Origin of the sequence: Bilophila sp. 4_1_30 (genome assembly GCF_000224655.1) — a bacterium.
GTDB lineage: Bacteria > Desulfobacterota > Desulfovibrionia > Desulfovibrionales > Desulfovibrionaceae > Bilophila > Bilophila wadsworthia.
On the sequence record NZ_JH114231.1, the window covers coordinates 717,066 to 738,518 of the forward strand.

Genomic DNA, 21,453 nt, shown 5'->3' on the forward strand with positions numbered 1-21,453 from the left:
TTTTTATGGGTGAGTCTCACAGGCTGCTATGAAAGCACCATCTTCTTTTCTCCAGCCTGATATACGGCGGAGAGTTCCGCATACAGGTTCTTGATGCGCTCGAAACGGGCCGCCGCTTCCGGCGTATCGCACAGGCCCATGATGGGGCGGCTTGTGTAATAGCTGGAATCCTCCGCCGGGCTGGTGCAATGGAACAGTTCCCGGATCATCTTCTGATCGTGGGGGATATTAAAATCCTTGCTCGTATTCTCGTAGCCGAACAGATAAAACAGTTCGGGGAAGCCGCTCCACGCGATGGCCGACGCGCACATGCAGCAAGGCTGATGCGTGGCGACGAAGATGCAGTCCTTGGGGTCGGGATGGCCCTGCAACTCCCAGAATTGCTTGATGGCGTAGACTTCGCCATGCCAGAGCGGGGAAAACGCCTCCATATTGGTTTCGGCGAGGACGAGAGACAGATCGTCCTTCCGCAGCACCGCCGCGCCGAAGACCTTGCAGCCGATGGCGACGCGCTTGCGGGTCAACGGGGCGACGTCGTATTCGATGACGTCCATCAGACGGTTAAACAGCTTTTCCTGCATCGTGTTGCTCCTGTATCCCTGCGGATGGCGCGGGATCATGTTGTTCCGTATTGCCGTTCTCTTCCCTAGCAGATCCGCGCCGCCGGGAAAAGGCCGGACCATGCCCGGCCGGAACCGGAGTCATTTCAGCAGTTCTCCCACAAAAGCTCTGCCTATCCACAGGCAGATCATACGGAGTGCGTTTTGTCCAACCCTTTTTGCTCTCTCCCTTCCGTCTTCCTTGATGCGGCGGCATTCTCGCGGAACGGGGCACACTGGATATTTTCCGTAATCCGGTGTAAAGATCGGTTCCGACGAATCTGCACAACCATCTTTTTTCCATTGAGAATACGCCGGAACGATCACTCTTAACCCAACGGAACTTCACATGATGCGCCGCCTGATAGTCCTCCTTTCCCTGCTCGTCCTTGCCGCCGTCCAGCCCGCACACAGCGCCCAGCTCAAGCTTGGCGTCCTCCCCGCCGCCGACACCATCGTCCTGCACGTCGCGGCAGACGAAGGCCTGTTCGCCAAACAGGGGCTGGAAGTGGAGCTTGTCCCCTTCCAAAGCGCGCTGGAGCTCGGTGCCGCCATGCGGGCGGGGGCGCTGAGCGGGCATTTCGGGGATATCATCAACGTCCTCATGCAGAATGAAAGCGGCTCGCCGCAAGCTATTGTGGCGACGACTTCGCACTCCTCCCCGGACAACCGCTGTTTCGGACTCGTCGTCTCCCCCAAGTCCAAAGCGCAAACGCTGGCCGACCTCAAAGGGAAGGACATTGCGGTTTCCAGCGCCACCATCATTGATTTTCTGCTCGCGCAGCTCCTCCAGCAGGAAGGGGCCGCTCCCGATTTCCTGAACCGGCAGGATATCCGCCAGATCCCGGTACGCCTCCAGATGCTCCTGAGCGGGCAGATCGAATCCGCCCTGCTCCCCGAGCCGCTGGTGTCCCTTGTGGAGGCAAAAGGAGCGCGCACCATCCTGAACGACTGCAAGCTGAATACCCCTCTGGCGGTCGTCGCCCTGAAGCGCGACGTGCTCGACGCCCCCGACGGCGCACAGACCGTGGCGAAATTCCGCGAGGCCCTCAGGGAAGCGGCGAAGCGCATCAACGGAACCCCCGATGCCTACCGCCCGATCATGGAGGCCAAGGGCCTGCTGCCCAAGGGCGCTTCCGCCAACTACACGATGGTGCGTTTCGACATGACGCACACGCCGACCGGCCTGCCTTCCGAGGCGGACATCAAGACCTTCGCGGACTGGATGAAGGCCAGCCGTATCCTCAAGAAAGACCCCGCCTATGGGGATGTGGTCTTTCAGTGAGCCGCGCGTCCGATGCGGGCATCGCCGTCCGTGATCTGAGCAAGGGCTACGGCGAAGGCCCAGTTCTGGACGGCCTTTCCTTTGATCTGCCCTCCGGGGAAACCCTTTCCGTCATCGGCCCTTCGGGATGCGGCAAAAGCACTCTGCTCTACCTCCTCGCGGGGCTGGACAAGCCGGACCGGGGCACGGTAAGTACCGGGGAAGTCAGCAGGCGCGACAAGGGAAGGATTTCGTTCATCCTGCAGGATTATGGGCTCTTTCCGTGGAAGACGGTGCAGGAGAACTTGTCCCTGCCGCTCGAACTTCAGGGAGTCGCACCGTCCACGCGCCGGAAAGCCGTCGCGGACATGCTGGACGAACTGGGGCTGGGCGGCTTGGGGATGCGCTATCCCGTGCAGCTCTCGGGAGGCCAGCGGCAGCGCGTCGCCATAGGCCGGGCCCTGATTACGGACCCGGACATCCTGCTTATGGACGAGCCTTTTTCTTCCCTCGACGCCCTGACCCGCGAACACCTCCAGACGACCGTGCTGTCGCTGTGGCAACGCCGCCGTCCTACCTGCGTCCTTGTGACGCACAATGTTCCTGAAGCCGTGTTTCTTGGCAAGCACGTCATGGTGATGAACGGCCATCCCGCCCGTAACGTCATGTGGCTGGAAAATCCCTGTTTCGGTGACGCGGACCCCCGCGGCGAGGAGCGGTATTTCTCACTGACGAAAAAGGTGTACGCCGCCTTGTCGGAAACGAAGGATTTTTCATGTCCACACTGATCATCCTCTTGCTGTGCGGCGCTGCGGGCGGTTTCATCTTCGAATGGTTCGGCCTCCCCGGCGGGGCCATGACCGGAGCCATCATAGCCGTCATTCTTCTCAAGAGCTTTTCCTCGCTTCCTCAGGCGGCCTTTCCCCGGCCCTTCCAATTCTGCATCTATGCGGGCCTTGGCGTGCTGGTCGGCAACATGTACCGGCCGGAAATGCTGCTGGCGGTCCGGGACACGTGGCCCGTACTGGTGATCAGCACCTTGCTGGTACTCGTCGCAGGGATGCTCATCGCCATTTTCGTCGTCAAATTCGGCAACCTCGACGTCACCAGCGCCTATCTCGCCACCAGCCCCGGCGGCCTGAACGTGGTGGTCGGCCTCGCCGCCGATATGGGGCCCAATGCCCCCATCGTGCTCGCCTATCAGATGGTCCGGCTTTACACCATCATCCTTACGGTTCCCCTCGCCGCCCGGATTTTGCACAAATTCCTGAGCTGAGGCGGGAAAAACGGAAGGGGCGTTTTGAAGGGCCTCTTCTGAAATCTCCGGAGCGCTTCCCGCGAGGATTCCGATGCAGGAAAACCACAGGGAATCGTACATACCTTATGTAAGCGTGCAGGGGACGTCCGTTTTCCAGCCGCTTGGATGAGGGCATACGGAAACGTGTTCTCCCCCATCACAGGCCTCCGAAGCCTCTTGCAACAATTATCTATTGATTAGGAAAAAAACATGCGTGCCCTCTTCCGTTACCTGCTGGCGCTGGCGGCCTTGTTGGCGATCTGGCAGATCGGATCGCTGGCGCTCGGCGAATTTCTGCTGCCGCGTCCTCTGGACGTGCTGGCTTATTTCGGGGAAGCGCTCACCACAGGCGTATTCTGGCAACATGCCTGGGCCAGCGCCTGGCGGGTGCTCTCCGCCATGAGCCTCGCGTGGCTGGTGGCTTTCCCGCTCGGGCTCATTCTGGGCCATGTCCGTTCCGTGGACAATACGTTGTCCCCGATGGTCTTTTTGACCTATCCCCTGCCCAAAATCGTGCTGCTTCCCCTGTTCCTGACCTTGTTCGGGCTCGGGGATCTGCCCCGCGTCCTGCTCATTGCCCTGACCACGGGCTACCAGATCCTCGTCGTCACTCGGGCCAGCGCACAGGGGCTCGACAAAAAATATCTCGATTCCTTCCGCTCCCTCGGCGGGACGCCGCTGCAGATGCTGCGGCATGTGCTCATCCCCGCCGCCTTGCCCGACGCCATGACCGCGCTCAAGGTCGCCAGCGGCACGGCTGTGGCGGTGCTGTTCATGGCTGAGTCCTTCGCCACGCGGCGCGGCCTTGGCTTTCTGATCATGGATGCGTGGGGACGGGGGGATCAGCTTGAGATGTTTACGGGCATCCTCGCTATGAGCCTGCTGGGGGTGGCCCTCTACGAATTGTGCAATGTGCTCGAAACGCGCAGTTGCCGCTGGCGGAACTTCCACATGGCTGGGAAACGCTGATGATGCCCGCGGAAATGCTCTGCGTGGCGGCTGGCGGGGCACTTGGCGCGCTGTGCCGCCACGGTGTTTCGCTCTGGTGCGCCGACCGCTTCGGCAAAGCCTTCCCCTGCGGGACGCTGCTCGTCAATGTCTCCGGTTCGCTGCTCATGGGCCTGCTGGCCGGATGCTGGCAGCGATGGGGAACATCTTCCGTTTTCGCGCTGTTCGCGGGCGCTGGATTTCTCGGCGCGCTGACCACCTTTTCCACCTTCTCAATGGATACCCTCGCCGCTTTCCATGCCGGGCATCCCGCCAAGGCTGTACTCAACATCGGGCTGAATACAGCGTTATGCCTCACCGCCACGGCCGCGGCCTATTTTCTCATTGTCCCGTAACCGGAATCACGCCATGATCCTCTCCAGAAATGCCCTTGCCGTCATGCTCGGGGGCGGCGCGGGCGCGGTCTGCCGCGTCATGATAGGCTTCGCCGTGATGGAGAAGCTGCCATCCGGGTTTCCTCTGGGCGTATTGTGCGTCAACGTGCTCGGCGGGTTCCTGATGGGCCTGCTTCAAGGCTGGATGCGGCGCACGGGCAACACGTTCGCCACGGGTTATTGTCTGCTCGGAACGGGCTTTTTGGGGGGCTTTACCACGTTTTCGACCTTCTCGCTCGACACGTTTCTGCTCTATCGCTCCGGCGATGCATCCTTGGCCGCGCTGAACATAGCCCTTAACATGGTGTTGTGCCTCTGCGCGGTCTGGGGAGGATACGCCCTGCTCGCCCCCCGCCCGGAACGCCCCACCGCATCCTCTTGAGAAGGATTTCTATACTCTTTCGGCCTTTTCTGATAGAAACTCCCCGTGTATCCCGGAATTCCTCCCGGAAAGGAAACGATATGCGTACTCTGTTGATGCTGCCCCTGCTCCTTCTACCCTTTACGGCGCAAGCCGCGTCCCTGCTTCCGGGCGGCGACTATCCCGCCCCCGACTGCCGCTCCCCGCTGCGGCCTCTGCCCGGCGACAGCCCGATGGACTGGAGGATGTACCGCTCCGACATGGAAGCCTATCGCCAGTGCGTGGAGGCGTATCTCGCCACTGCCCGGCAAGATGCGGAGCGTATCCGCAAACGGATGGAAAAAGCCGTGCGCGAGTACAATGAAGAGTCGGGGAATCTGTAACAGCACCATCCCACCTCATGCGAACCTGACGTATGGCGGCCCGCTCCGATGTGGGGCGATCAATGCTGAAAGGCGTTCCTCCTTTTCCGAAGCGCCCCGCATATAAGGGCCCACCGATTCCAATCTGTTTGATATCTACTCCGAAGCCTTACGGACGGCGCTGCGCCATCCCTCCGAGGCCGGAGAGCCGATCCCGCGCGACGCTTTGTTCCGCAACCGGCCCCCTTTATGCAGCAAACCGACCCGCCGTCATACGGCGAGGAGTTTTCCATGACACGAGTGCTTGCCTGTTTGGCCATCGGAGCTTGGGTTTTCCTGCTCTGGCCTTTTCCGATCACGACGTTTATGGCCACGTGCATGGCCTGCGTCACCTATCCGGCATACCGCAAGCTGCACCGGAAAATGTCTCCCTCGTGGGCCATGACAACATACACCGTGGGCCTCGCGGCCATCACGATCTTGCCGATCGCCACCGTGGTGTCGCTGGTGACGCCGCAAGCCGTCGCAGGGCTCAAAATTCTTGACGGCCTGCGCGACTCCGGCTGGATACACAGCCCGGAAGCCCAGGCGTGGTTCGCTTCCGTGGACGCATGGCTCAAAAACCTCCCTGGGCTTGAGGGCGGGCTGGATCAGCTTGCCAGTACCGCGGCGGGGCTTGCCGGGACGGCGGCCCGGACCGTGCTTGCGGGCGGCGTGGGCATTGCGGGCGGCGCGTTCCAGGCCGTGCTGGTGCTGTTCCTTTTTGTCATGATCACAATGATGTGCGTAACCCGTGCGGATCTTATCCACGAATTCGCCTGCCGCCTGACCCAGTGGCCTGCCGAGGTCATCGACCGTTTCGTTTCAACCATCCGTAAGGCCATCTTCGGCGTCCTGGTGGGAGTCGTGTTTGTCGCGCTCATTCAGGGGTTCCTGTGCGGTGTGGGTTTCGCCATCGCGGAAGTCCCCCAACCCGCGTTCTGGGGCCTCATTGCCGCATTCGTGGCCCCCATCCCTTTTGTCGGCACGGCTCTCGTCTGGCTGCCGGTATGCATTTGGCTGTGGCTTACGGGGTCCACGGTGGCCTGCATCGGCCTTGCCATCTGGTGTGCGCTGGTCGTAGCCGGGGTGGACAACCTGCTTCGCCCCTTCTTCCTGAAGACGGGGATCGACGCATCGGTCGTTACGCTGATCCTCTCCATCCTCTGCGGCCTCGCCGCGTTTGGGCCGGTAGGCGTCTTCGCGGGGCCGGTGCTCGTCGCCGTCGCCATTCAGGCCGGCAACGAGAGTACCCTCTGCCGCAAGCACTGAGCATGATGACGCCATAAATCCGAAAGGCGGGTTCCCCCGCCTTTTTCTTTGTCCGAACGCCACAGACACTTACAGAAAACATATTGAAATATCATCTCAACTCATTGATGACAGAGAGAAAACCTCTCTAATCATCCCTACAGGCTATTGTTCTCCATTCTCCTTATCATCATAAGAGCTATTCCATCCCCCGGAAACAACTGTTACCTGCGCGTACGGTCCAAACGATCCAACGTGCCGTCTATCTTCAATAACTTGCATATATACAATAGATTACCGTAAAAAATAGCCATCAGAACACGCTTCCGCCATACCGCCTCCCCGCGCACAGGAAACCTTCGGAGGCAAGAGGGCTGGGAATAAACCTTTCTTCAAAACCGCCTCTCCTCCCCGTATCTCAATAAACTTATCACTCCCACTCTACAGCAGTACAAATTTTTCATCTTCAATAAGTTCTTCATTTTGCACGGTTCGGCAATGAGAGAGGCCGAAACGGCTCCAATAAGCCAAAAAGTAAAGAAGTTTGTACCAAATCAAGGTATTTACAACCTTTTGCCTATGGCTATTATGAAGGAAACAGTTTGACTGAGACTGTCCCCACATATGGTATAAAGGAGTTTTTCACATGTTGCACAAATACAAGATGCTGCCACTCGTTGCTGTCATGCTCGTCATGTCATTGGTCTTTTCGGCACAGGCCGCGCCTGTGGTTCCCGACTTCGTCCCGCTGGTCCAGTCCGCCGGTAAGGCCGTCGTCAATATCAGTACCGAAAAGAAAGTCATGCAGCGGGGCGGTATGCCTTCCGAAATGTTCCGCGGGCTTCCCCCGGAATTTGAGCGTTTTTTTGAACAGTTCGAAGGCAACGGCCGCAATGCCAAGCCCCGTACGCAACGCTCCCTCGGTACCGGCTTCCTCATTTCCTCCGACGGCTACATCGTGACCAACAACCACGTGGTTGCTGGCGCGGATACCGTTCTCGTCAACCTTCAGGGCAGCACCGGCAAGGAGCATTCCCTCAAGGCTCAGGTCATCGGGACTGACGAAGAAACCGACATCGCCCTGCTCAAGGTAAAGGCCGACGCGCCCCTGCCGTTCCTGAACTTCGGCAACTCCGACAAGATGGAAGTGGGCGAATGGGTCCTCGCCATCGGCAACCCCTTCGGCCTGGGGCACACGGTTACCGCGGGCATCCTGAGCGCCAAGGGCCGCAACATCCAGTCCGGGCCGTTTGACAACTTCCTCCAGACGGACGCCTCCATCAACCCCGGCAACAGCGGCGGCCCCCTGATCAACATGGAAGGCAAGGTTATCGGCATCAACACGGCCATCATCGCCAGCGGTCAGGGTATCGGCTTCGCCATCCCGAGCAGCATGGCCGAACGTATCGTCAACCAGCTCAAGCAGGACAAGAAGGTCAGCCGCGGCTGGATCGGCGTCACCATTCAGGACGTGGATGAAAACACCGCCAAGGCCCTCGGCCTGCCCGAAGCCACCGGCGCTCTCATCGGCTCCGTGATGCCCGACGAACCCGCCGCCAAGGGCGGTATGAAGGACGGCGACGTGGTCCTCGAAGTCAACGGTCAGAGAATCGACGACTCCAGCGCTCTGCTCCGTGCCATCGCTACGGAAGCGCCCGGTTCCAAGGTCAACATGGTTGTGTGGCGTGACGGCGAACGCAAGAACATCACCGTCCAGCTCGGCGAACGGAACCTCAAGGCCTCTTCCGGCAAGTCCGGCAGCGCCGTTGAACAGGATGCCCCGTCCATCGGCCTGTCCGTCCGGCCTCTGACCAAGGAAGAAGCCCGTACCGCCAACGTCAAGCCCGGCACCGGCCTCCTCATCGTGGGCGTCGAGCCCGGCAAGCTGGCCGCCGAAGCGGAACTCCGGGAAGGCGACATCATCCTGAGCGCCAACCTGAAGCCCATCAAGTCCGTGGAAGAGTTCAGCAAGATCATCCGCGAAGACGCCAAGAAGCGCGGGGTCGTCATGCTCCAGCTCCAGCGTCAGGGACAGACCTTCTTCCGCTCGCTGGCCCTGAGCGATACGCCCGACGGCGACAAGAAGTAAATAAACCGCACGTAAACGGATAATTAAGAGAGGGGGGCAACCCCCTCTTTTTTGTTCCAAGAGAGAGACTGACTCGTCCCACGGAAAAAGGTTCAGGTGCCGGTAAAAAAGAGCGCCCTCCGGCTCAATAAGAGAGTGCTTGCCCAGCCTTGCCTTTTCCGCAGGAATGACTATACTTCATCCTACGCGAATGGGGACTTCGTTGTACGAGGTTCCACGTCTGCCTATCCCTTTGGGGGCGCATTGGTTTCGACGGGGATGTTGAAGCCGAAGTGGCAGGCCGAGGCGCCGCTGGCCTCGTAAAAAGCGGCACCATAGTAATTGGCAACGATTACGAATACGCTTACGCTGCTTAATTAAGCGGCACACCGAACCGGCTCACGCCCGATAAGCTGGCAAGGTGTAAAACTATCGGGCTGGCGTGGCGTTGTGTTTGCCGGGCGACGCGCGAGACTTTACGGTGAACTGGCCGACGGACGCCCTGATTGGGGGCCAAGCCTGAGGCGAGATATGATACCCAACCTAAGCCTGTAGATGCTTCGCGTGAATCTTTCTCGGACGGGGGTTCGATTCCCCCCGCCTCCACCAAACAAGAGTCTCACAAAGTCCCGTAAAGCCTAAAAAACCTTACGGGACTTTAGTTTATATAACATTGCCGTTGTCAGATGTTTACCTGCGAAAGCTCAAAAAGGGGGACAAGGCGAAGCACTATGACGAGGGCGGCCTGTACCTCTTCCTTTCGCCAGCGGGCGGGAAGCTCTGGCGCATGGATTACACCTTTGAGGGGAAGCGCAAGACGTTGAGCTTGGGAAAATATCCGGCTGTAGGCTTGAAGGAAGCACGAGCACGCCGCGACGCTGCAAAGACGATGATTGCAACCGGAACGGACCCCAGCGCGGAAAAGAAGCGGGTGAAGGTTCAAACCGCCATTGAGGAGCGGGAACAGGCTTTGACGTTTGAGGCTGTCGCCCGTGAATGGTGGGAGGTACGCACTACCGATCTTGCCGAGTCGTCCAGACGGTTGAAGCTGGCGAGGCTGGAAAAGCATGTCTTCCCCTTCATCGGCAACAAAAGTCTATCATGTATTGAGTTTGTCGATCTTGTTTCCATCGTCCGAACGATTGAGGACAAGGGCCGCTCCGATATGCCCCGCCGCGTGGCGCAAATTATTGGGCAGGTATGCAAGTACGCCCGTCAGATGCAGTACACCAAAGAAAATTTGTCGGCTGACCTCGTAGACGTATTGAAGCCCGCTCCACAGAAAAAACACCGGGCGGCGCTCACGTCCCCGGATGCAGTGGGGGAACTGTTGCGGCGCATTACGCATCGCGCTTTCGCTTCTCTCCCGGCATGGCCTGCGCTCTGTGGCTTGTCCCGTATACCTTCCTGCGTTCGCAAGAGTTGCGCGGGGCACGGTGGGAGGAAATCGATCTCGATGGAGCCGTGTGGCACGTCCCGGCTGAAAGAATGAAGATGAAACGCGCCCATGACGTCCCTCTTGCCCGGCAAGTAGTGGAAAAGCTCCGAGAACTGAAAAGAATCAATTCAGGGCCGTTTCTGTTCCCCTCTGGGGGCAAGGGCGGTTTCATCACCGCCGAGGGGTTGCGAAAAACATTGATACAGATTGGCTATGCCAAGGAAAAAATCTGCATTCACGGGCTGCGGGCCACGGCATCAACGCTACTCAATGAAAGCGGAAAATACCGCCCGGACGTAATTGAAACACAGCTTGCCCACAGCAACAAAGATGCCATACGAGCGGCCTACAACCACGCTCAATATATCCCGGAACGGCAGAAGATGATGCAGGAATGGGCCGACTATCTGGATAGACTGAGAGCGGGGGAATAACCGCCGCAACAGGCACGATACTTCCCCGGCTAGGTGCGGATTAGCTACCCGTGCTGAACAAGATAACTTATCACCCTGATTACCTTTGCCGGGGTATTTCAATAAAGGGTGAAAGGGGTGAGCAGTCTTGCCAGATCCAAATGTTATTTTACTTCCTGTGAAAGAGCTTATTTGGTTAGGTCAAATTTCTTTTTTAAGCGGATATTCCCCTCATAAATGGGAAACAAATAAGTATCCTTATGCTCAAATTCTTTTAGAAGAAGTGTTAAAAGGAGAAAATATTACAGTAGTATACACACAAATGGGTTCTATTGATAAGAATAATGAAACAATTCCTGTTAAAGAAGAATTTATATTTAGATTAGATACGGAAGATAATAGTGTTATTGAAGAACCATATTGTCCAATTTCTTTAAAAAAAGAATTATTACCAATAATAAATGATAGAATAAAACCATTCATGCAGCATCTTTATTCCCTTGAAACTGAAACACAAGCAGACGTTGAAAATTTAAAATATGCTTATATTACTGAACTTGAAACTGAGAATAAGAACCTTAAGATGCAACTTGAAGAGATTCAAGTCAATGAATCCGCCGCACAGCAAGAGGGGGGCACTCCAAACCTTACCCCTGCACAGAGGGCCGCACAAGCCAAAAGCGAAAAGTCCCTTGCGGCATGGAAGAAGGTATTCCCCGCTATGATGCAAGTTTACCACCGTTGCATGGTCGAGGGGGAAAAGCCACGGCAAGCCCCAGACTTCTACGCCATGTTCAATGAACTTAACGCCGAATTGACGGATACGCAGTTTAAATACTTCTGTTCCTGTCTGCCGAAAGAATACAAGGATACGGAAGGGGGAAAGCCCGGCAAGGTATGCCCCCCTTACAACCGTAATATTATTGAATATTCACCCATTCAGCACCCCCTAAATATCGTCTATGACCCCCTGAACACCGTCCACAGTCTTTAGGGGGTCTTTTATGGTCTTTGACCCGTCAATTACCGTGTTCACGGTCTTTGGAGGGTTCCAATCTTTCCCCATGCCTCTATCCTCCAAGCAAATCTACTTGGAGGTTTTTTTCATGCAACAGAATCTCACAACGGCTCAAGGCGCGATGCGTGCCACCGATGCAGCCAAGTATCTGGGTATCGCTCTTTCGACATTTTGGAGGTGGGTATCACAAGGTCGTCTCCCCAAGGGTAAGCGTTTGTCCGCACGCTGTACGGTATGGAGGAGGGAGGATATTGAGCGTTTCCTTACCGAAGGCGGGGAGGCGTAGCCATGCAGAGACGAGAAAACCCGGCTGGCGGGCCGGGTCTCAAGAAAAATACGCATTGTGTGGATGAGGAGGATACTACCCCAATCCGCCTTGCCGGGCAAGGATTTTGTGCTCCTTGCGCCTACTTCCGTGCCGTCAAGCTGGCGTCTGGGCGGGTGCGCAAGCTGTGTTCCTTCACTGGTGAGCGCTTGGCCCTTGCCGGGAATCCACTTTGCGAGTTCCGGCAGGTGGAAGGGGGTGCGGCGTGATGCAGTGCCTTTCCTCCCCACAGCCCGCTCAGGGCTACATTTGCGCCCGGTGTGAGCATTCTCCACCCGTGCATGGTATCGGCTCTCAGGGGCCGTTCTGTGCACTTTCCGGCGTACTCTGATGCCGTGCGACGCCGCGCCTGTCTACTGCCCTAACTTCAAGTGCGCCAATGTCCCCGCCGCTCCGATGGTGCGGGAAGGTGGGCCCCATGCGTAGCCTTTACTTTTGCCGGGGACTGTGGTTTTCTGGCTTTCCCCAAACTGTGATAGGCGTAACCGACGCCTTCCCCGTGCCCCACACGGTGGAAAAGAGCGGTCATATTTGTTTCTGCCAGCAAGCCGCTAGAGGTGTATCCTCTGGCTGGTTTCGATATTGGCGGGACAACGTCCTGATGTTCGTGAGACTCAGGCGGCTTATCACAGGCCGGGGAGCGTTGTTTCCGCCTTTTTTTGTGCTCAAATCCCAAAACTGTGAGACTTTCATGTTTCGATTCTTCCTTTCCAACTGTGGGGGGTGCTCATGAGTAGCGACACCCTCCAACAATTCGCGGATCGGCTCCGGGAAGCGGGGCTTGTGGTTGACCGCATCGAAGCGGACGGCATCCTTCACCGTTGCGGCGTGGCGGACAAGCCCAACGGCCTCGACGGGTCGTACAAGTGTTTTCTGGACGCTCCGGCCTCCATCTGGTGGAAGAACTGGCCTACTGGTGAAGAAGGGACATGGTGCGGCGTTTCCAATGTAGACATGACCGCCGCCGAACGTAAAGCCCTGAAAGCCCGCATTGCCGAAGCCAAGGAAGCCGCCCGCAAGGAACAGGCAGAACGGCACGCCAAGGCCGCCGAACTTGCCGGGAAGCTCTGGGAGGCCGCACACGCCGCAACGGATGCCCACCCCTACCTTACACGCAAGGAAGTTCCTGCATTCGGGCTGAGACTGGCGCGGGACGGGCGTCTTGTGGTTCCCGTGCTGGATGTGACGGGCCTCCCGCAGTCCCTCCAGTTCATTGCCGGGGACGGTTCCAAGCGGTTCCTGTCCGGCGGCAGGACGGCGGGCGGGTACTTCTCCCTTCCGGCAAGGGACGGTTCCAAAGACGGGCCGTTGCTGATTGCCGAGGGCTTCGCCACGGGAGCATCCCTTCATCTCGCTACGGGCTTCGCCGTGCTGGTGGCCTTCAATGCCGGGAACCTTGAAAGTGTCGCGCGCATGGCGCGGAAACGGTATGCGGGCCGGGAAATCGTGTTATGTGCCGACAATGATTGCACCAATGCGGACGGGACGCCACGCAATGAAAATCCCGGAGTCGAGGCCGCAAGCAAGGCCGCCGCATCCATTGGGGGCAAGCTGGCGATCTGCCCCTCCATTGATGGGGGGAAGGCTGACTTCAACGATCTGCACACGCGCCGGAGCCTTGAGGCCGTCCGGCAAGCGGTGGAGAAGGCGCGGCGCGAAGACCCCGGCGTGAAGTACCCGGAAGGCTACCGCGTAATTCAAGGCGGGAAGAACCCCGGCCTGTATCGGGACGAGAAACGCGGGGAAGATTACGAGCCCGTGCGGATTGCCCCGCCGCTCCGCATTCTGGGACGGACGAAAAGCGTGATTTGCGACAACTGGGGAACGCTCCTGCAATGGATTGACCCTGCCGGGAAGGAGCACCGCTACGCTCTCCCTGATGACGTGTTGCAGCGTCAGGGGAACGATTGGGCGGCGGCTCTGGCGTATCAGGGCTATTCCATCCGCCGGGGCAAGTCCAACGCCTTCGCCGTGTTCATTCAGGAGTTGCAGACAACCAAGTTCGTGACCTGTACTGCGCGGGTGGGCTGGCACGGTTCGGCCTACGTCATGCCCGATACGGCCTACGGTGCGGACGAGGGGACGCTTGTGCTTCAAAGCGCGGGGCACGAGGGCCTTTATACCGTTGCCGGGGATGAAGAGGCATGGGCGGAACTTGCGCGGCCTTTGCGGGGCCTCTCCTGCGTCTGGCCGATGTGGAGGGCGGCGGCTTCTCCTTTGAGGGGGGAAGCTCCTGCGGAAAGACGACGTGCCTACAGGTAGCGGCGTCCGTGTGGGGCGGGGCGTCCCATGTGAGGCCGTGGCGGGCGACGGACAACGGCCTCGAAAGCGTCTGCGTCCTGCACAATGACAACCTGCTCATTCTTGACGAGGTGGGGCAGGTTTCCGCCAACGTCCTTTCCGAATGCGGCTACCTGATAGCCAACGGCATGGGCAAGACACGCTCCGGCAAGGATTCGGCTCTCCGTAAGTCCCACACATGGCGGCTGCTGTTCCTGTCGTCCGGGGAAATCGGTTTCGCGGAAAAGCTCTCCGAGAAGGGCTTGAAGGCGCGGGCGGGGCAGGAAGTCCGCTTTGTGGGCATTCCTACCGATGCGGGGATGCTCTCCGAACTGCACGGCCTTCCCGACGCCGGGGCCTTGTCCAACCGTCTCAAGGAACTTGCGGGCCAGCACTACGGGCACGCCGGGCGCGCCTTCCTGCAATGGCTGGCGGACAACAGGGAGGCTGTCGTCAAAAGCGTGGGGGAAATCCTCACCGTAGGAGTAACGAGGCTTTGCCCGCCGGATACGACGGAACAGGTACGGCGCGTGGCGCGGCGGTTCTGCCTTGTTGCCTATGCCGGAAAGGTTGCCCACGATGCGGGCGTGTTGCCCGAAGACATGGACGTTTGGGCCGCCACAGTCTCATGCTTCAACGACTGGCTGACGGTTCGGGGTGGCGCCGGGGCCGGGGAAGATGCGGCGATTCTCTCCGCCGTGCGCCTGTTCATCGAGCAGCATGGGGCGTCCCGTTTCGGCGTGCGACAGTCTCCGGGATTGAATATGCGATCCTTCCCGAATCCTTCAAGAGTGAAGTGGTCAAAGGGTTCTCCGAACGGCGGGCCGCAAAGGTTCTGACCAATGCCGGATGGTTGCGACTCGAACGTCCCGGACGGTTGAAGACCCGCAGGACATTGCCGGGAATGGGGCGTCAAGATTGCTACATCGTCATGCTTCCCGAAGACGAGGAGACGGCACAATGAGCGTAATCAAACCATATCCCAAAACACTGTCCCAACCGTCCCAACTGTCCCATTGCCATATGTACCAACAGTTTTCAGTGGGACAGTCCGCAAAAACAAAACTGTCCCAAATTCTCGCCGATGGTCGCCCCTCCCTTTGGGACAGTGGGACAGTTGGGACATTTTGAAAAAGCCGAAGTGTCCCACCGAAAAGCGTTGATACAGCTCGACATGGGACAGTTGGGACACTTGGGACAGTCGAGGAAGCATGGCTTAAGTCGATTCTCAGGGGGTGGCGAATGACTCCCGACTGCCAGCTTTCTATTCCCCCCTGTGTTGCGGTTCGAAGCAAGAGCGAACCAAGAGACACGCCGCACCGGGAACACTGGAGGTGTGCCGCATGAAGATTCTTTGCGATACCCGCGAACAGGCCCCCTATACCTTTGACCGCTACCACGGGGTGACGGTGGAACGGGCCGCGCTACAAACGGGCGATTACTCCCTTGCCGGGCTGCATGACCATATCGGCCTTGAGCGCAAATCACTGGACGATCTGACGGGCACCCTCACCAAGGGCCGGGAACGCTTCCAGCGCGAATGTGAACGCGGGCGGGGACTGGACTATTTCGGGCTGATTATTGAGGCCAGCTTGGAAGATGTACGAAAGCACGCCTACCTCTCTCAAATGACGCCTCAGAGCCTTTTACAGACGCTTGCGGCCTATTCCGTCCGGTACGGGCTGCATGTCCATTGGTGCGGGAACCGGGCGGGCGGGGAGTACATGACCCATTCCCTCCTCCAAAAGTTCCTTGCGGAACAGGAAGGCAGGCTTAAGGCGTTGATCAAGGCGCATGGGGACGCGGCTAGTGTAAACCCCAAACGCAACCAGCAACACAACACTTGGGTTAACGGTGTTAACCCCCAAAAAAAGAGGTAAAAATGGAAACTGTTCAACAGGAAATCTCTCGGCTTGAGGAAGAACTTGGTCAACTGAAAAAGCAGGTTAACGACTATCACGAGAAATCGAACGCGGCATATGATGCGGGAAATTATGCTACTGCCTCCAGCTTTGAAGCCGCCGCCCGTTCTCTGTCCGCTGCTGTGGGGGATCGAGAAGCACGGCTGCACTACCTCCGGGAACACAATTACGAGGGGGAATAGCAATGAAAGCTCAAAAGATAATTCATTTCGCAAACGTGGAACCAGAGGATGAAAATATCACCATTCATGGTGAAGGCGATACGATTTATGTTCCCTCATGGAGTGAAGACGCCACAATAGATAAGTTGGAATGGATGGTTACAAACCTCGCCTATGATGAAAAGGGCGTCCACAGTGTGGACTTTATAGCCTTGTGCAATGCTGTAGATGGGCTGCGGGAATATAGGAATATTCTTCAAGAAGACGGAATAGACACAAGCAAGGTAACGCCTAGAAGCATTTCCATAAGAAAACCGGAGCCGACACCACATTTACGGTTGGTCAAATCTGTTCAGTTGATGAAAGAAAAATCTAATAAAATGGAGGCATAGCCATGAGAGTTCAATATTTTATTCGGTATAGGAAAGGTGATAGCGGTTGGGCGCTTCACAATATTAATGGAGGCTTTCGGGAAGCTCTCGCCTATGCAAAAAATCTTGTTCAACTGAACCGGGGATCCGCGGTGGTCTACTCACGAGAAGGAAACATCATTTATGGGCATCTGGAAGACGGGATGTGCGTTCCGTATGCACAATCCCCTATCTATGGGAATCCGTTAAAGCCACATGAAGAAAAGGCACTTGCGGGCTTAATGTCGAGGTGAAGAAATGTCAGACAATTCCAGCAAGAAATCGCCAGATTTGGCACGTAGAGACGCGCAAGGCCGTTTTGTGGCTGGAAGCATAGGCAACCCCAAAGGACGGCCTGTAGGTCAAACCTGTCGCGTTCTACGCATGGCCCGGCAAGCTGCGGAAGAGGTAGCCTTGCCCGCGCTCATTGAGGCGGCGAAGACGGGAGATTTGGACGCTTGCCGGGTATTGGTAGGGTACGGACTCCCCCGGCAACGCCCTGTAACAATCCCCGAACCTGTCGCCCTACCGGAGACGGGCAACCTATCAGAGCAAATACAAGCCCTGTTGCGCCTTGTCTCTGCCGGGGAAGTCTCCCCCGCCGCCGCAAACGAGATCGCGGGAATCATTGCTACAGCCGCCAAAGTGGACGAGGTGACGGAACTCCGGGAACAGGTGGAAGCTCTAAAGCGGGTGCTCGACGCCCGAAAGGATGGAAAAAGGAAATGAATATTGGAGTATTACGCAGGGACTATGACCAGTTGAAGCCTTATGAACGCGCATGTCTGCTAGTTCGTGAAATGTGGACAAAACAGCGTGATTCCGAATGTGACGCACTCGAAAGCCCGCAGGTGTTCGATGCCCTTTAGGTTGAGGCTTGGCAGTTCATTTTCTTGCTTGTGGCTTCAACGGCTGTATGCCGGGCCCTGCAAGCGGAAAAGGCGTTTCTTTTACTGGTGGCGAGCCAAGAGGAGCCTACCCCGGAAATGCTCCAACTTCCATCTATCGGCGCAGGTTGGTATACGGCCTTGGCACGGCTTGCCGATAAGACGGGGGCCCCTCTGATTGAGCAGAGTAACGCCATTATTCCGGGATTTGTGGAGGAAACCCTTGTTGACCATCCGAGAGGTTCGATTGATGACGATATGCAATTCAATGTCCTTTCCGAGTTATGGAATACACATTGCAAATTTTGCAATAAGAATGATGCAGGACGGGAGGTTGAATAAATGGAAAATAACTTTATGAATAGTGATACTTTTACTATCCAAATTATTTAAGGACAACCATTTATATACATGACACTCGATCAAACTATTGATGCAGTGAAAATAATGTTTGATCTTGTGGTAAAGGATGAAAAGATAAAGGAAAAACACAACTAGAAAGAGCAATGATTGTTTCTCTTTAGGGTAGTGCCATTGTTCATCTAGCTAGCTTAAAAGAGAAGGAATCTATGCCGATTGTGAAGGCTGATTGGTATAATTCTGAACAATGATTTGAAGTAAGAAAATGACAAGGGCCGAATCCTTATCTAGGAAACGGCCCTTGTCATAGCTAAATACTTCTTCTACCGTCCCCGCACCTGACGTTTTGCGCCATAAGTTCCCCGTATCGTCTGGTCGATAACGCCTCCCCGCGCGATGTCAGAGGCCACCTCACGTTTGAGCATGACGACAATGTCCATGACGCCCTGCGCGTTGCGCTGTTGTTGGACTTCGGCGGTGGCGCTAGTGCCCGTCTGGTTGATGACTTGGATATTGACCTGCGGGGTGGTGCTTACTCCCTGTACTCGCACCCCATATTTCCCGTCTGACATGGGAACGGCGGGCATGAAGACTTCCGGCCCGGCTTCACCTGCTACGGACAGGCCCCCACGGGCATATGCTCGGTTCATGCCGTCATGAAAATATGTGGGGCGAGTCAGGAGCCCACCGGAGCTTGGGAGGCCCCACGAGGGAGAAGCAACGCCGCCAGAGGCAAATAGGTTTAAGCCACCCATGAAAGAATTTGCCCAACCGCTGGATATGGAGTTGCCCATAACCGACGTCGTGGTAGTGCTTCCTCCAGAGTTGAACAGGCCACCTAATGCACCAGCCAGAGGCCCGGTGATGTTCTCCGTATTGCAATTCGCATCAGATCGGAAATAATGGAGTTCGTCATATCGGAAAATGAGGCTTTCCCGGTCATGGTAAAGTTAACCATCGCATCTTCCATGCTGGAAAAGGCGTTTGTCGTGATGTTCTCAAGTCCTTGGGCGAGGTTCTTAGCTTCCACCTCATATTTTTTGAGACTCCGGATTGCCCCGTCAAAGGGGTCTTTTGACATTTCAAGACGTAATATTTCCAGCATCTTGTTGATGTCATAGACGGGAAGCCCTAACGTTTCCCATACTTGCCGTTGTTTTTCGAGCAACTGCGTTTGATACTCAATGCTTGTATCGTATTCACCAGTCTTATCGGCAAGTTGTTTATAGAAATCCGCCTTATCCCTCAAATTTTGGTTTTGGAGTTCATCGAGCTTTTGGGCGGCGATAAGCGTAGCCTTGTGTTTTTCAAGCTGTGCCGTCTCCTGCGCTTGGGCTTCCGTAGCTTCTTTCCTGCGGACGGTCTCAGCCGCTTTTACATCGGCATTCAGGATAGCCGCGTCCCGCTCTGCCTCAATTTGCTTCTTCATCCTCTCAAGTTTCGTCAAAGTGGGATCAAGGGAGGATTCAAGGGCTGAAACCTCATTGCGGAGCTTTTCAAGGCCGGAAGCATATCGTGCTGAACGTTCGGCGAACTTTTCCGCCTCCGTTTTGCCTTTTTTTCCTTTTGGTTCATATCCACCGATTGCGCTTGTGGTCTTCAATTCGGGCTTAGTTTCCAACTGCCCATCACAAGAGGTGTACCACCCGTTTCGCCATTGGGATTCGAGATTACGGAACCGGAAGAAAACAATCCTCTGATAGTATCAAGTGTCTTTTTTAACGCATTAAGTTTACTTGTAAGAGCTTCCACTTTTGCGGATTGATACCCCCACGGATCAAATCCATCGATAGATTCCAGTTCTTTTTTAGTGGCAGCGATCTCTTGAGTGAGTTCTTCTCTCTTTTTGAGGTATTCTGTATTGGTAGAAAGATTTTTGAGGAAAGATGCCAATTCTCCACTATTCATAAACATAATATCTTGATTTCTGATGACACCTTCTTGTACGAGAGCTATTCCCTCAATAGTATTTGAAAAAGCGGAATACAGTTCAGACATACTGCCTATAATAGCGATACCTTTTGGGCCAGCAAGGATTGCAGCTACTAGACCGACCTCGCGGACAGTATCAGGAAGCCTATTCCATCCATCTGCGGCTTGTGAGATAATATCTCCAATTATTGAGGAAAGAGAACCGATGCGTGAGGCTACATCACTCGTAGCACCCCAAATATTCGATATGGTATCTTTCAATGAAGAAAGATTTTCAGGATCATTGAGTTCCTTGATATAATCAATGAACTGCCTTGTAACATCAATAAGCTTGCCGCCTATCTCATTTTCTAGTTCAGTGATTGCGTTGACAATATTCTGTACATCCTTGCCAATGCCCACTTCTCCCTGCGTGCTGACAAGCATGTTTATGATTTCACGGTATGACTGTTTCGCCCCCTCAAAAATTCCTTTTCCCGTCTGCCCAGAAATATAATCAAGAGCATCTTCCATATTGCTCTTTAAACCATCCCAGTTGTCTGCAACCTTTTGGCCTGCAATGGCAAATGATGAGAGTCGCTTTTCAAGCTCTTCAACAAGTGTTCCTTGTTTCTGCCAATTTCTGACCATCTCCCCGGAGATTCCGAGATTGGTAGCAAGAATGTCTTGAGCTTTATTGATATTTCCAGACAAAAGAGATTCAATTTCGGTTTGCATCTGCTGAACCGGAATTTTCATGGTAGACATCGCTTGCGCGGCAGTCACGGCGAATTTGGGAAGTTTTTCAAGGGATACGCCTGCCTTTGTCGCTGGTGCAACAATGCCGGAAACCCCTTCAACGAGAGAATCAAAGGTGGCTGTAGTTTGAAGGGCTAGAACTTGAATCTCCTTCATCATGTCTGCGCTTATCTGTTCAGCGGCATTGAATTTCTCTACGCCTTCAAGTTTTTTCCCTTGAGAGGTAGTAATCTTATTTGTTGCCGCAATAACAGAAGCTATGGCCGTCTGAGAAGACTCAAGAGACGCTGAAAAATCCATCCCCCTACGGATATATGACATTGCCGTATTGAGGGTTTTATATGCTCCAATCAGAGCAATCAATTCTCCTGCAAGGCGTTTTGCGTTTGTAACAGCGGTATTACTCTCTTTAGAGAAGCTAGACATAGCTAGAGATGCCTTACCTGATGCGCTAGAAATATTATCCATTTCACGAGGCACTATTTTTAGCATATTGCTAAATTCTTGTGTTTTTCTTTTTGCCTCTTTCGTTCTACTATTAAACTCACTGAGATCAATTTTGACTTTTAAACCCATAACAACCTCTCTTTTGGGTTAAATAAAACCTATCGAGAGGTAAAACGCGAGTTGTTATTGGTACAAAAAATAAAAAGTCCCTATTGTATTAAACATGGGGACTTTTATTTTTATGTTATTAAAATGTTATTTTAGGCAATACTTTAATTACATCGTAATTCTTGTTAAATACTACTGTTGCTTCTTCTAATACTATCGCACCTAATTTGTTTTTACCCCTATAAGATACACTCATTGTAAATCTTGCATCAGGAATATCTTTTATCCGCATACGAACAAGCTCAGTCGTGGGAGTGACATCAGTAATGCTATCAGGATCATTGGCTATACCATTTATACCGCTTTTTGCCTTAATCCTAGCCCACTGCAT

Annotated in this window: 23 protein-coding genes, 1 other RNA gene and 1 pseudogene; 20 read left to right on the forward strand and 5 right to left on the reverse strand. The window is 55.3% G+C overall.

Features of this window, described 5'->3' with window-relative positions; translation table 11 throughout:
- Nucleotides 1-26: 26 nt before the first annotated feature.
- Complete coding sequence (locus HMPREF0178_RS03320; protein WP_009379012.1) at nt 27-581, reverse strand: nucleoside deaminase; 555 nt, start codon at nt 579-581, stop codon at nt 27-29.
- A gap of 367 nt (nt 582-948) precedes the next feature.
- On the opposite strand from HMPREF0178_RS03320, the gene HMPREF0178_RS03325 reads away from it, so the two are divergent.
- From HMPREF0178_RS03325 to HMPREF0178_RS20345, 20 genes and pseudogenes are all read left to right on the forward strand, one after another.
- The gene (locus tag HMPREF0178_RS03325; RefSeq protein ID WP_009379013.1) at nt 949-1,884 is read left to right on the forward strand and encodes an ABC transporter substrate-binding protein; all 936 of its coding nucleotides are present in this window, start codon (nt 949-951) and stop codon (nt 1,882-1,884) included.
- The gene (locus HMPREF0178_RS03330; RefSeq protein WP_009379014.1) at nt 1,881-2,651 is read left to right on the forward strand and encodes an ABC transporter ATP-binding protein; all 771 of its coding nucleotides are present in this window, start codon (nt 1,881-1,883) and stop codon (nt 2,649-2,651) included. The genes HMPREF0178_RS03325 and HMPREF0178_RS03330 overlap by 4 nt, the downstream gene beginning before the upstream one ends.
- Nucleotides 2,639-3,139, forward strand: a complete 501-nt coding sequence (locus HMPREF0178_RS03335) for an AbrB family transcriptional regulator (protein WP_009379015.1) — start codon at nt 2,639-2,641, stop codon at nt 3,137-3,139. Before HMPREF0178_RS03330 ends, HMPREF0178_RS03335 begins: the two co-directional genes overlap by 13 nt.
- A gap of 231 nt (nt 3,140-3,370) precedes the next feature.
- Entirely contained in the window at nt 3,371-4,129 is a 759-nt protein-coding gene (locus HMPREF0178_RS03340) for an ABC transporter permease (RefSeq protein WP_009379016.1), read from the forward strand.
- Nucleotides 4,129-4,503: a fluoride efflux transporter CrcB gene (gene crcB, locus HMPREF0178_RS03345; protein WP_009379017.1), complete on the forward strand. Its 375-nt coding sequence runs from the start codon at nt 4,129-4,131 to the stop codon at nt 4,501-4,503. Before HMPREF0178_RS03340 ends, crcB (HMPREF0178_RS03345) begins: the two co-directional genes overlap by 1 nt.
- 13 nt (nt 4,504-4,516) lie before the next feature.
- On the forward strand, nt 4,517-4,924 hold the full coding sequence (gene crcB / locus HMPREF0178_RS03350) for a fluoride efflux transporter CrcB (protein WP_009379018.1): 408 nt from the start codon (nt 4,517-4,519) through the stop codon (nt 4,922-4,924).
- 80 nt (nt 4,925-5,004) lie between these two features.
- Nucleotides 5,005-5,286: a hypothetical protein gene (locus HMPREF0178_RS03355; RefSeq protein WP_005026269.1), complete on the forward strand. Its 282-nt coding sequence runs from the start codon at nt 5,005-5,007 to the stop codon at nt 5,284-5,286.
- Nucleotides 5,287-5,556: 270 nt separating this feature from the next.
- Nucleotides 5,557-6,576 (forward strand): AI-2E family transporter, encoded by a 1,020-nt coding sequence (locus HMPREF0178_RS03360; protein ID WP_009379019.1) that lies wholly within the window; start codon nt 5,557-5,559, stop codon nt 6,574-6,576.
- Nucleotides 6,577-7,201: 625 nt separating this feature from the next.
- Nucleotides 7,202-8,644 (forward strand): DegQ family serine endoprotease, encoded by a 1,443-nt coding sequence (locus HMPREF0178_RS03365; RefSeq protein ID WP_009379020.1) that lies wholly within the window; start codon nt 7,202-7,204, stop codon nt 8,642-8,644.
- A gap of 234 nt (nt 8,645-8,878) precedes the next feature.
- Nucleotides 8,879-9,232: a transfer-messenger RNA gene (gene ssrA / locus HMPREF0178_RS20830) on the forward strand.
- 70 nt (nt 9,233-9,302) lie between these two features.
- Nucleotides 9,303-10,115: an integrase arm-type DNA-binding domain-containing protein gene (locus tag HMPREF0178_RS03370; protein ID WP_050809248.1), complete on the forward strand. Its 813-nt coding sequence runs from the start codon at nt 9,303-9,305 to the stop codon at nt 10,113-10,115.
- Nucleotides 10,046-10,495, forward strand: coding sequence for a site-specific integrase (locus HMPREF0178_RS20335; protein ID WP_232281179.1), 450 nt, complete (start codon nt 10,046-10,048; stop codon nt 10,493-10,495). The genes HMPREF0178_RS03370 and HMPREF0178_RS20335 overlap by 70 nt, the downstream gene beginning before the upstream one ends.
- 127 nt (nt 10,496-10,622) lie before the next feature.
- Nucleotides 10,623-11,468, forward strand: coding sequence for a hypothetical protein (locus tag HMPREF0178_RS03375; RefSeq protein WP_157134876.1), 846 nt, complete (start codon nt 10,623-10,625; stop codon nt 11,466-11,468).
- 145 nt (nt 11,469-11,613) lie between these two features.
- Complete coding sequence (locus HMPREF0178_RS22990) at nt 11,614-11,778, forward strand: helix-turn-helix transcriptional regulator (RefSeq protein ID WP_369736912.1); 165 nt, start codon at nt 11,614-11,616, stop codon at nt 11,776-11,778.
- Nucleotides 11,779-11,780: 2 nt separating this feature from the next.
- Nucleotides 11,781-12,026, forward strand: coding sequence for a hypothetical protein (locus HMPREF0178_RS03385; protein WP_009379025.1), 246 nt, complete (start codon nt 11,781-11,783; stop codon nt 12,024-12,026).
- Between the two features lie 745 nt (nt 12,027-12,771).
- Nucleotides 12,772-14,936: pseudogene (locus HMPREF0178_RS22350) on the forward strand (DUF927 domain-containing protein).
- A gap of 504 nt (nt 14,937-15,440) precedes the next feature.
- Nucleotides 15,441-15,977 (forward strand): ERCC4 domain-containing protein, encoded by a 537-nt coding sequence (locus HMPREF0178_RS03400; RefSeq protein ID WP_009379029.1) that lies wholly within the window; start codon nt 15,441-15,443, stop codon nt 15,975-15,977.
- Nucleotides 15,978-15,979: 2 nt separating this feature from the next.
- Nucleotides 15,980-16,201, forward strand: coding sequence for a hypothetical protein (locus HMPREF0178_RS03405; RefSeq protein WP_009379030.1), 222 nt, complete (start codon nt 15,980-15,982; stop codon nt 16,199-16,201).
- A 2-nt stretch (nt 16,202-16,203) separates the two neighbouring features.
- The gene (locus HMPREF0178_RS03410) at nt 16,204-16,572 is read left to right on the forward strand and encodes a hypothetical protein (RefSeq protein ID WP_009379031.1); all 369 of its coding nucleotides are present in this window, start codon (nt 16,204-16,206) and stop codon (nt 16,570-16,572) included.
- A gap of 402 nt (nt 16,573-16,974) precedes the next feature.
- A complete protein-coding gene (locus tag HMPREF0178_RS20345; RefSeq protein ID WP_050809250.1) occupies nt 16,975-17,319 on the forward strand; it encodes a hypothetical protein in 345 nt (114 codons plus the stop codon).
- 841 nt (nt 17,320-18,160) lie between these two features.
- Here HMPREF0178_RS20345 and HMPREF0178_RS03430 read toward each other — a convergent pair.
- The 4 genes from HMPREF0178_RS03430 to HMPREF0178_RS21395 form a co-directional block, all read right to left on the reverse strand.
- Nucleotides 18,161-18,487 carry a hypothetical protein gene (locus HMPREF0178_RS03430; protein ID WP_157134880.1) on the reverse strand — a complete coding sequence of 109 codons (327 nt, stop codon included), beginning with the start codon at nt 18,485-18,487 and terminating at the stop codon, nt 18,161-18,163.
- A 188-nt stretch (nt 18,488-18,675) separates the two neighbouring features.
- Entirely contained in the window at nt 18,676-19,458 is a 783-nt protein-coding gene (locus HMPREF0178_RS03435; protein WP_157134881.1) for a phage tail tape measure C-terminal domain-containing protein, read from the reverse strand.
- Nucleotides 19,437-21,083, reverse strand: coding sequence for a hypothetical protein (locus HMPREF0178_RS03440; RefSeq protein WP_009379036.1), 1,647 nt, complete (start codon nt 21,081-21,083; stop codon nt 19,437-19,439). The genes HMPREF0178_RS03435 and HMPREF0178_RS03440 overlap by 22 nt, the downstream gene beginning before the upstream one ends.
- A 118-nt stretch (nt 21,084-21,201) precedes the next feature.
- Nucleotides 21,202-21,453: a hypothetical protein gene (locus tag HMPREF0178_RS21395; RefSeq protein WP_157134882.1), complete on the reverse strand. Its 252-nt coding sequence runs from the start codon at nt 21,451-21,453 to the stop codon at nt 21,202-21,204.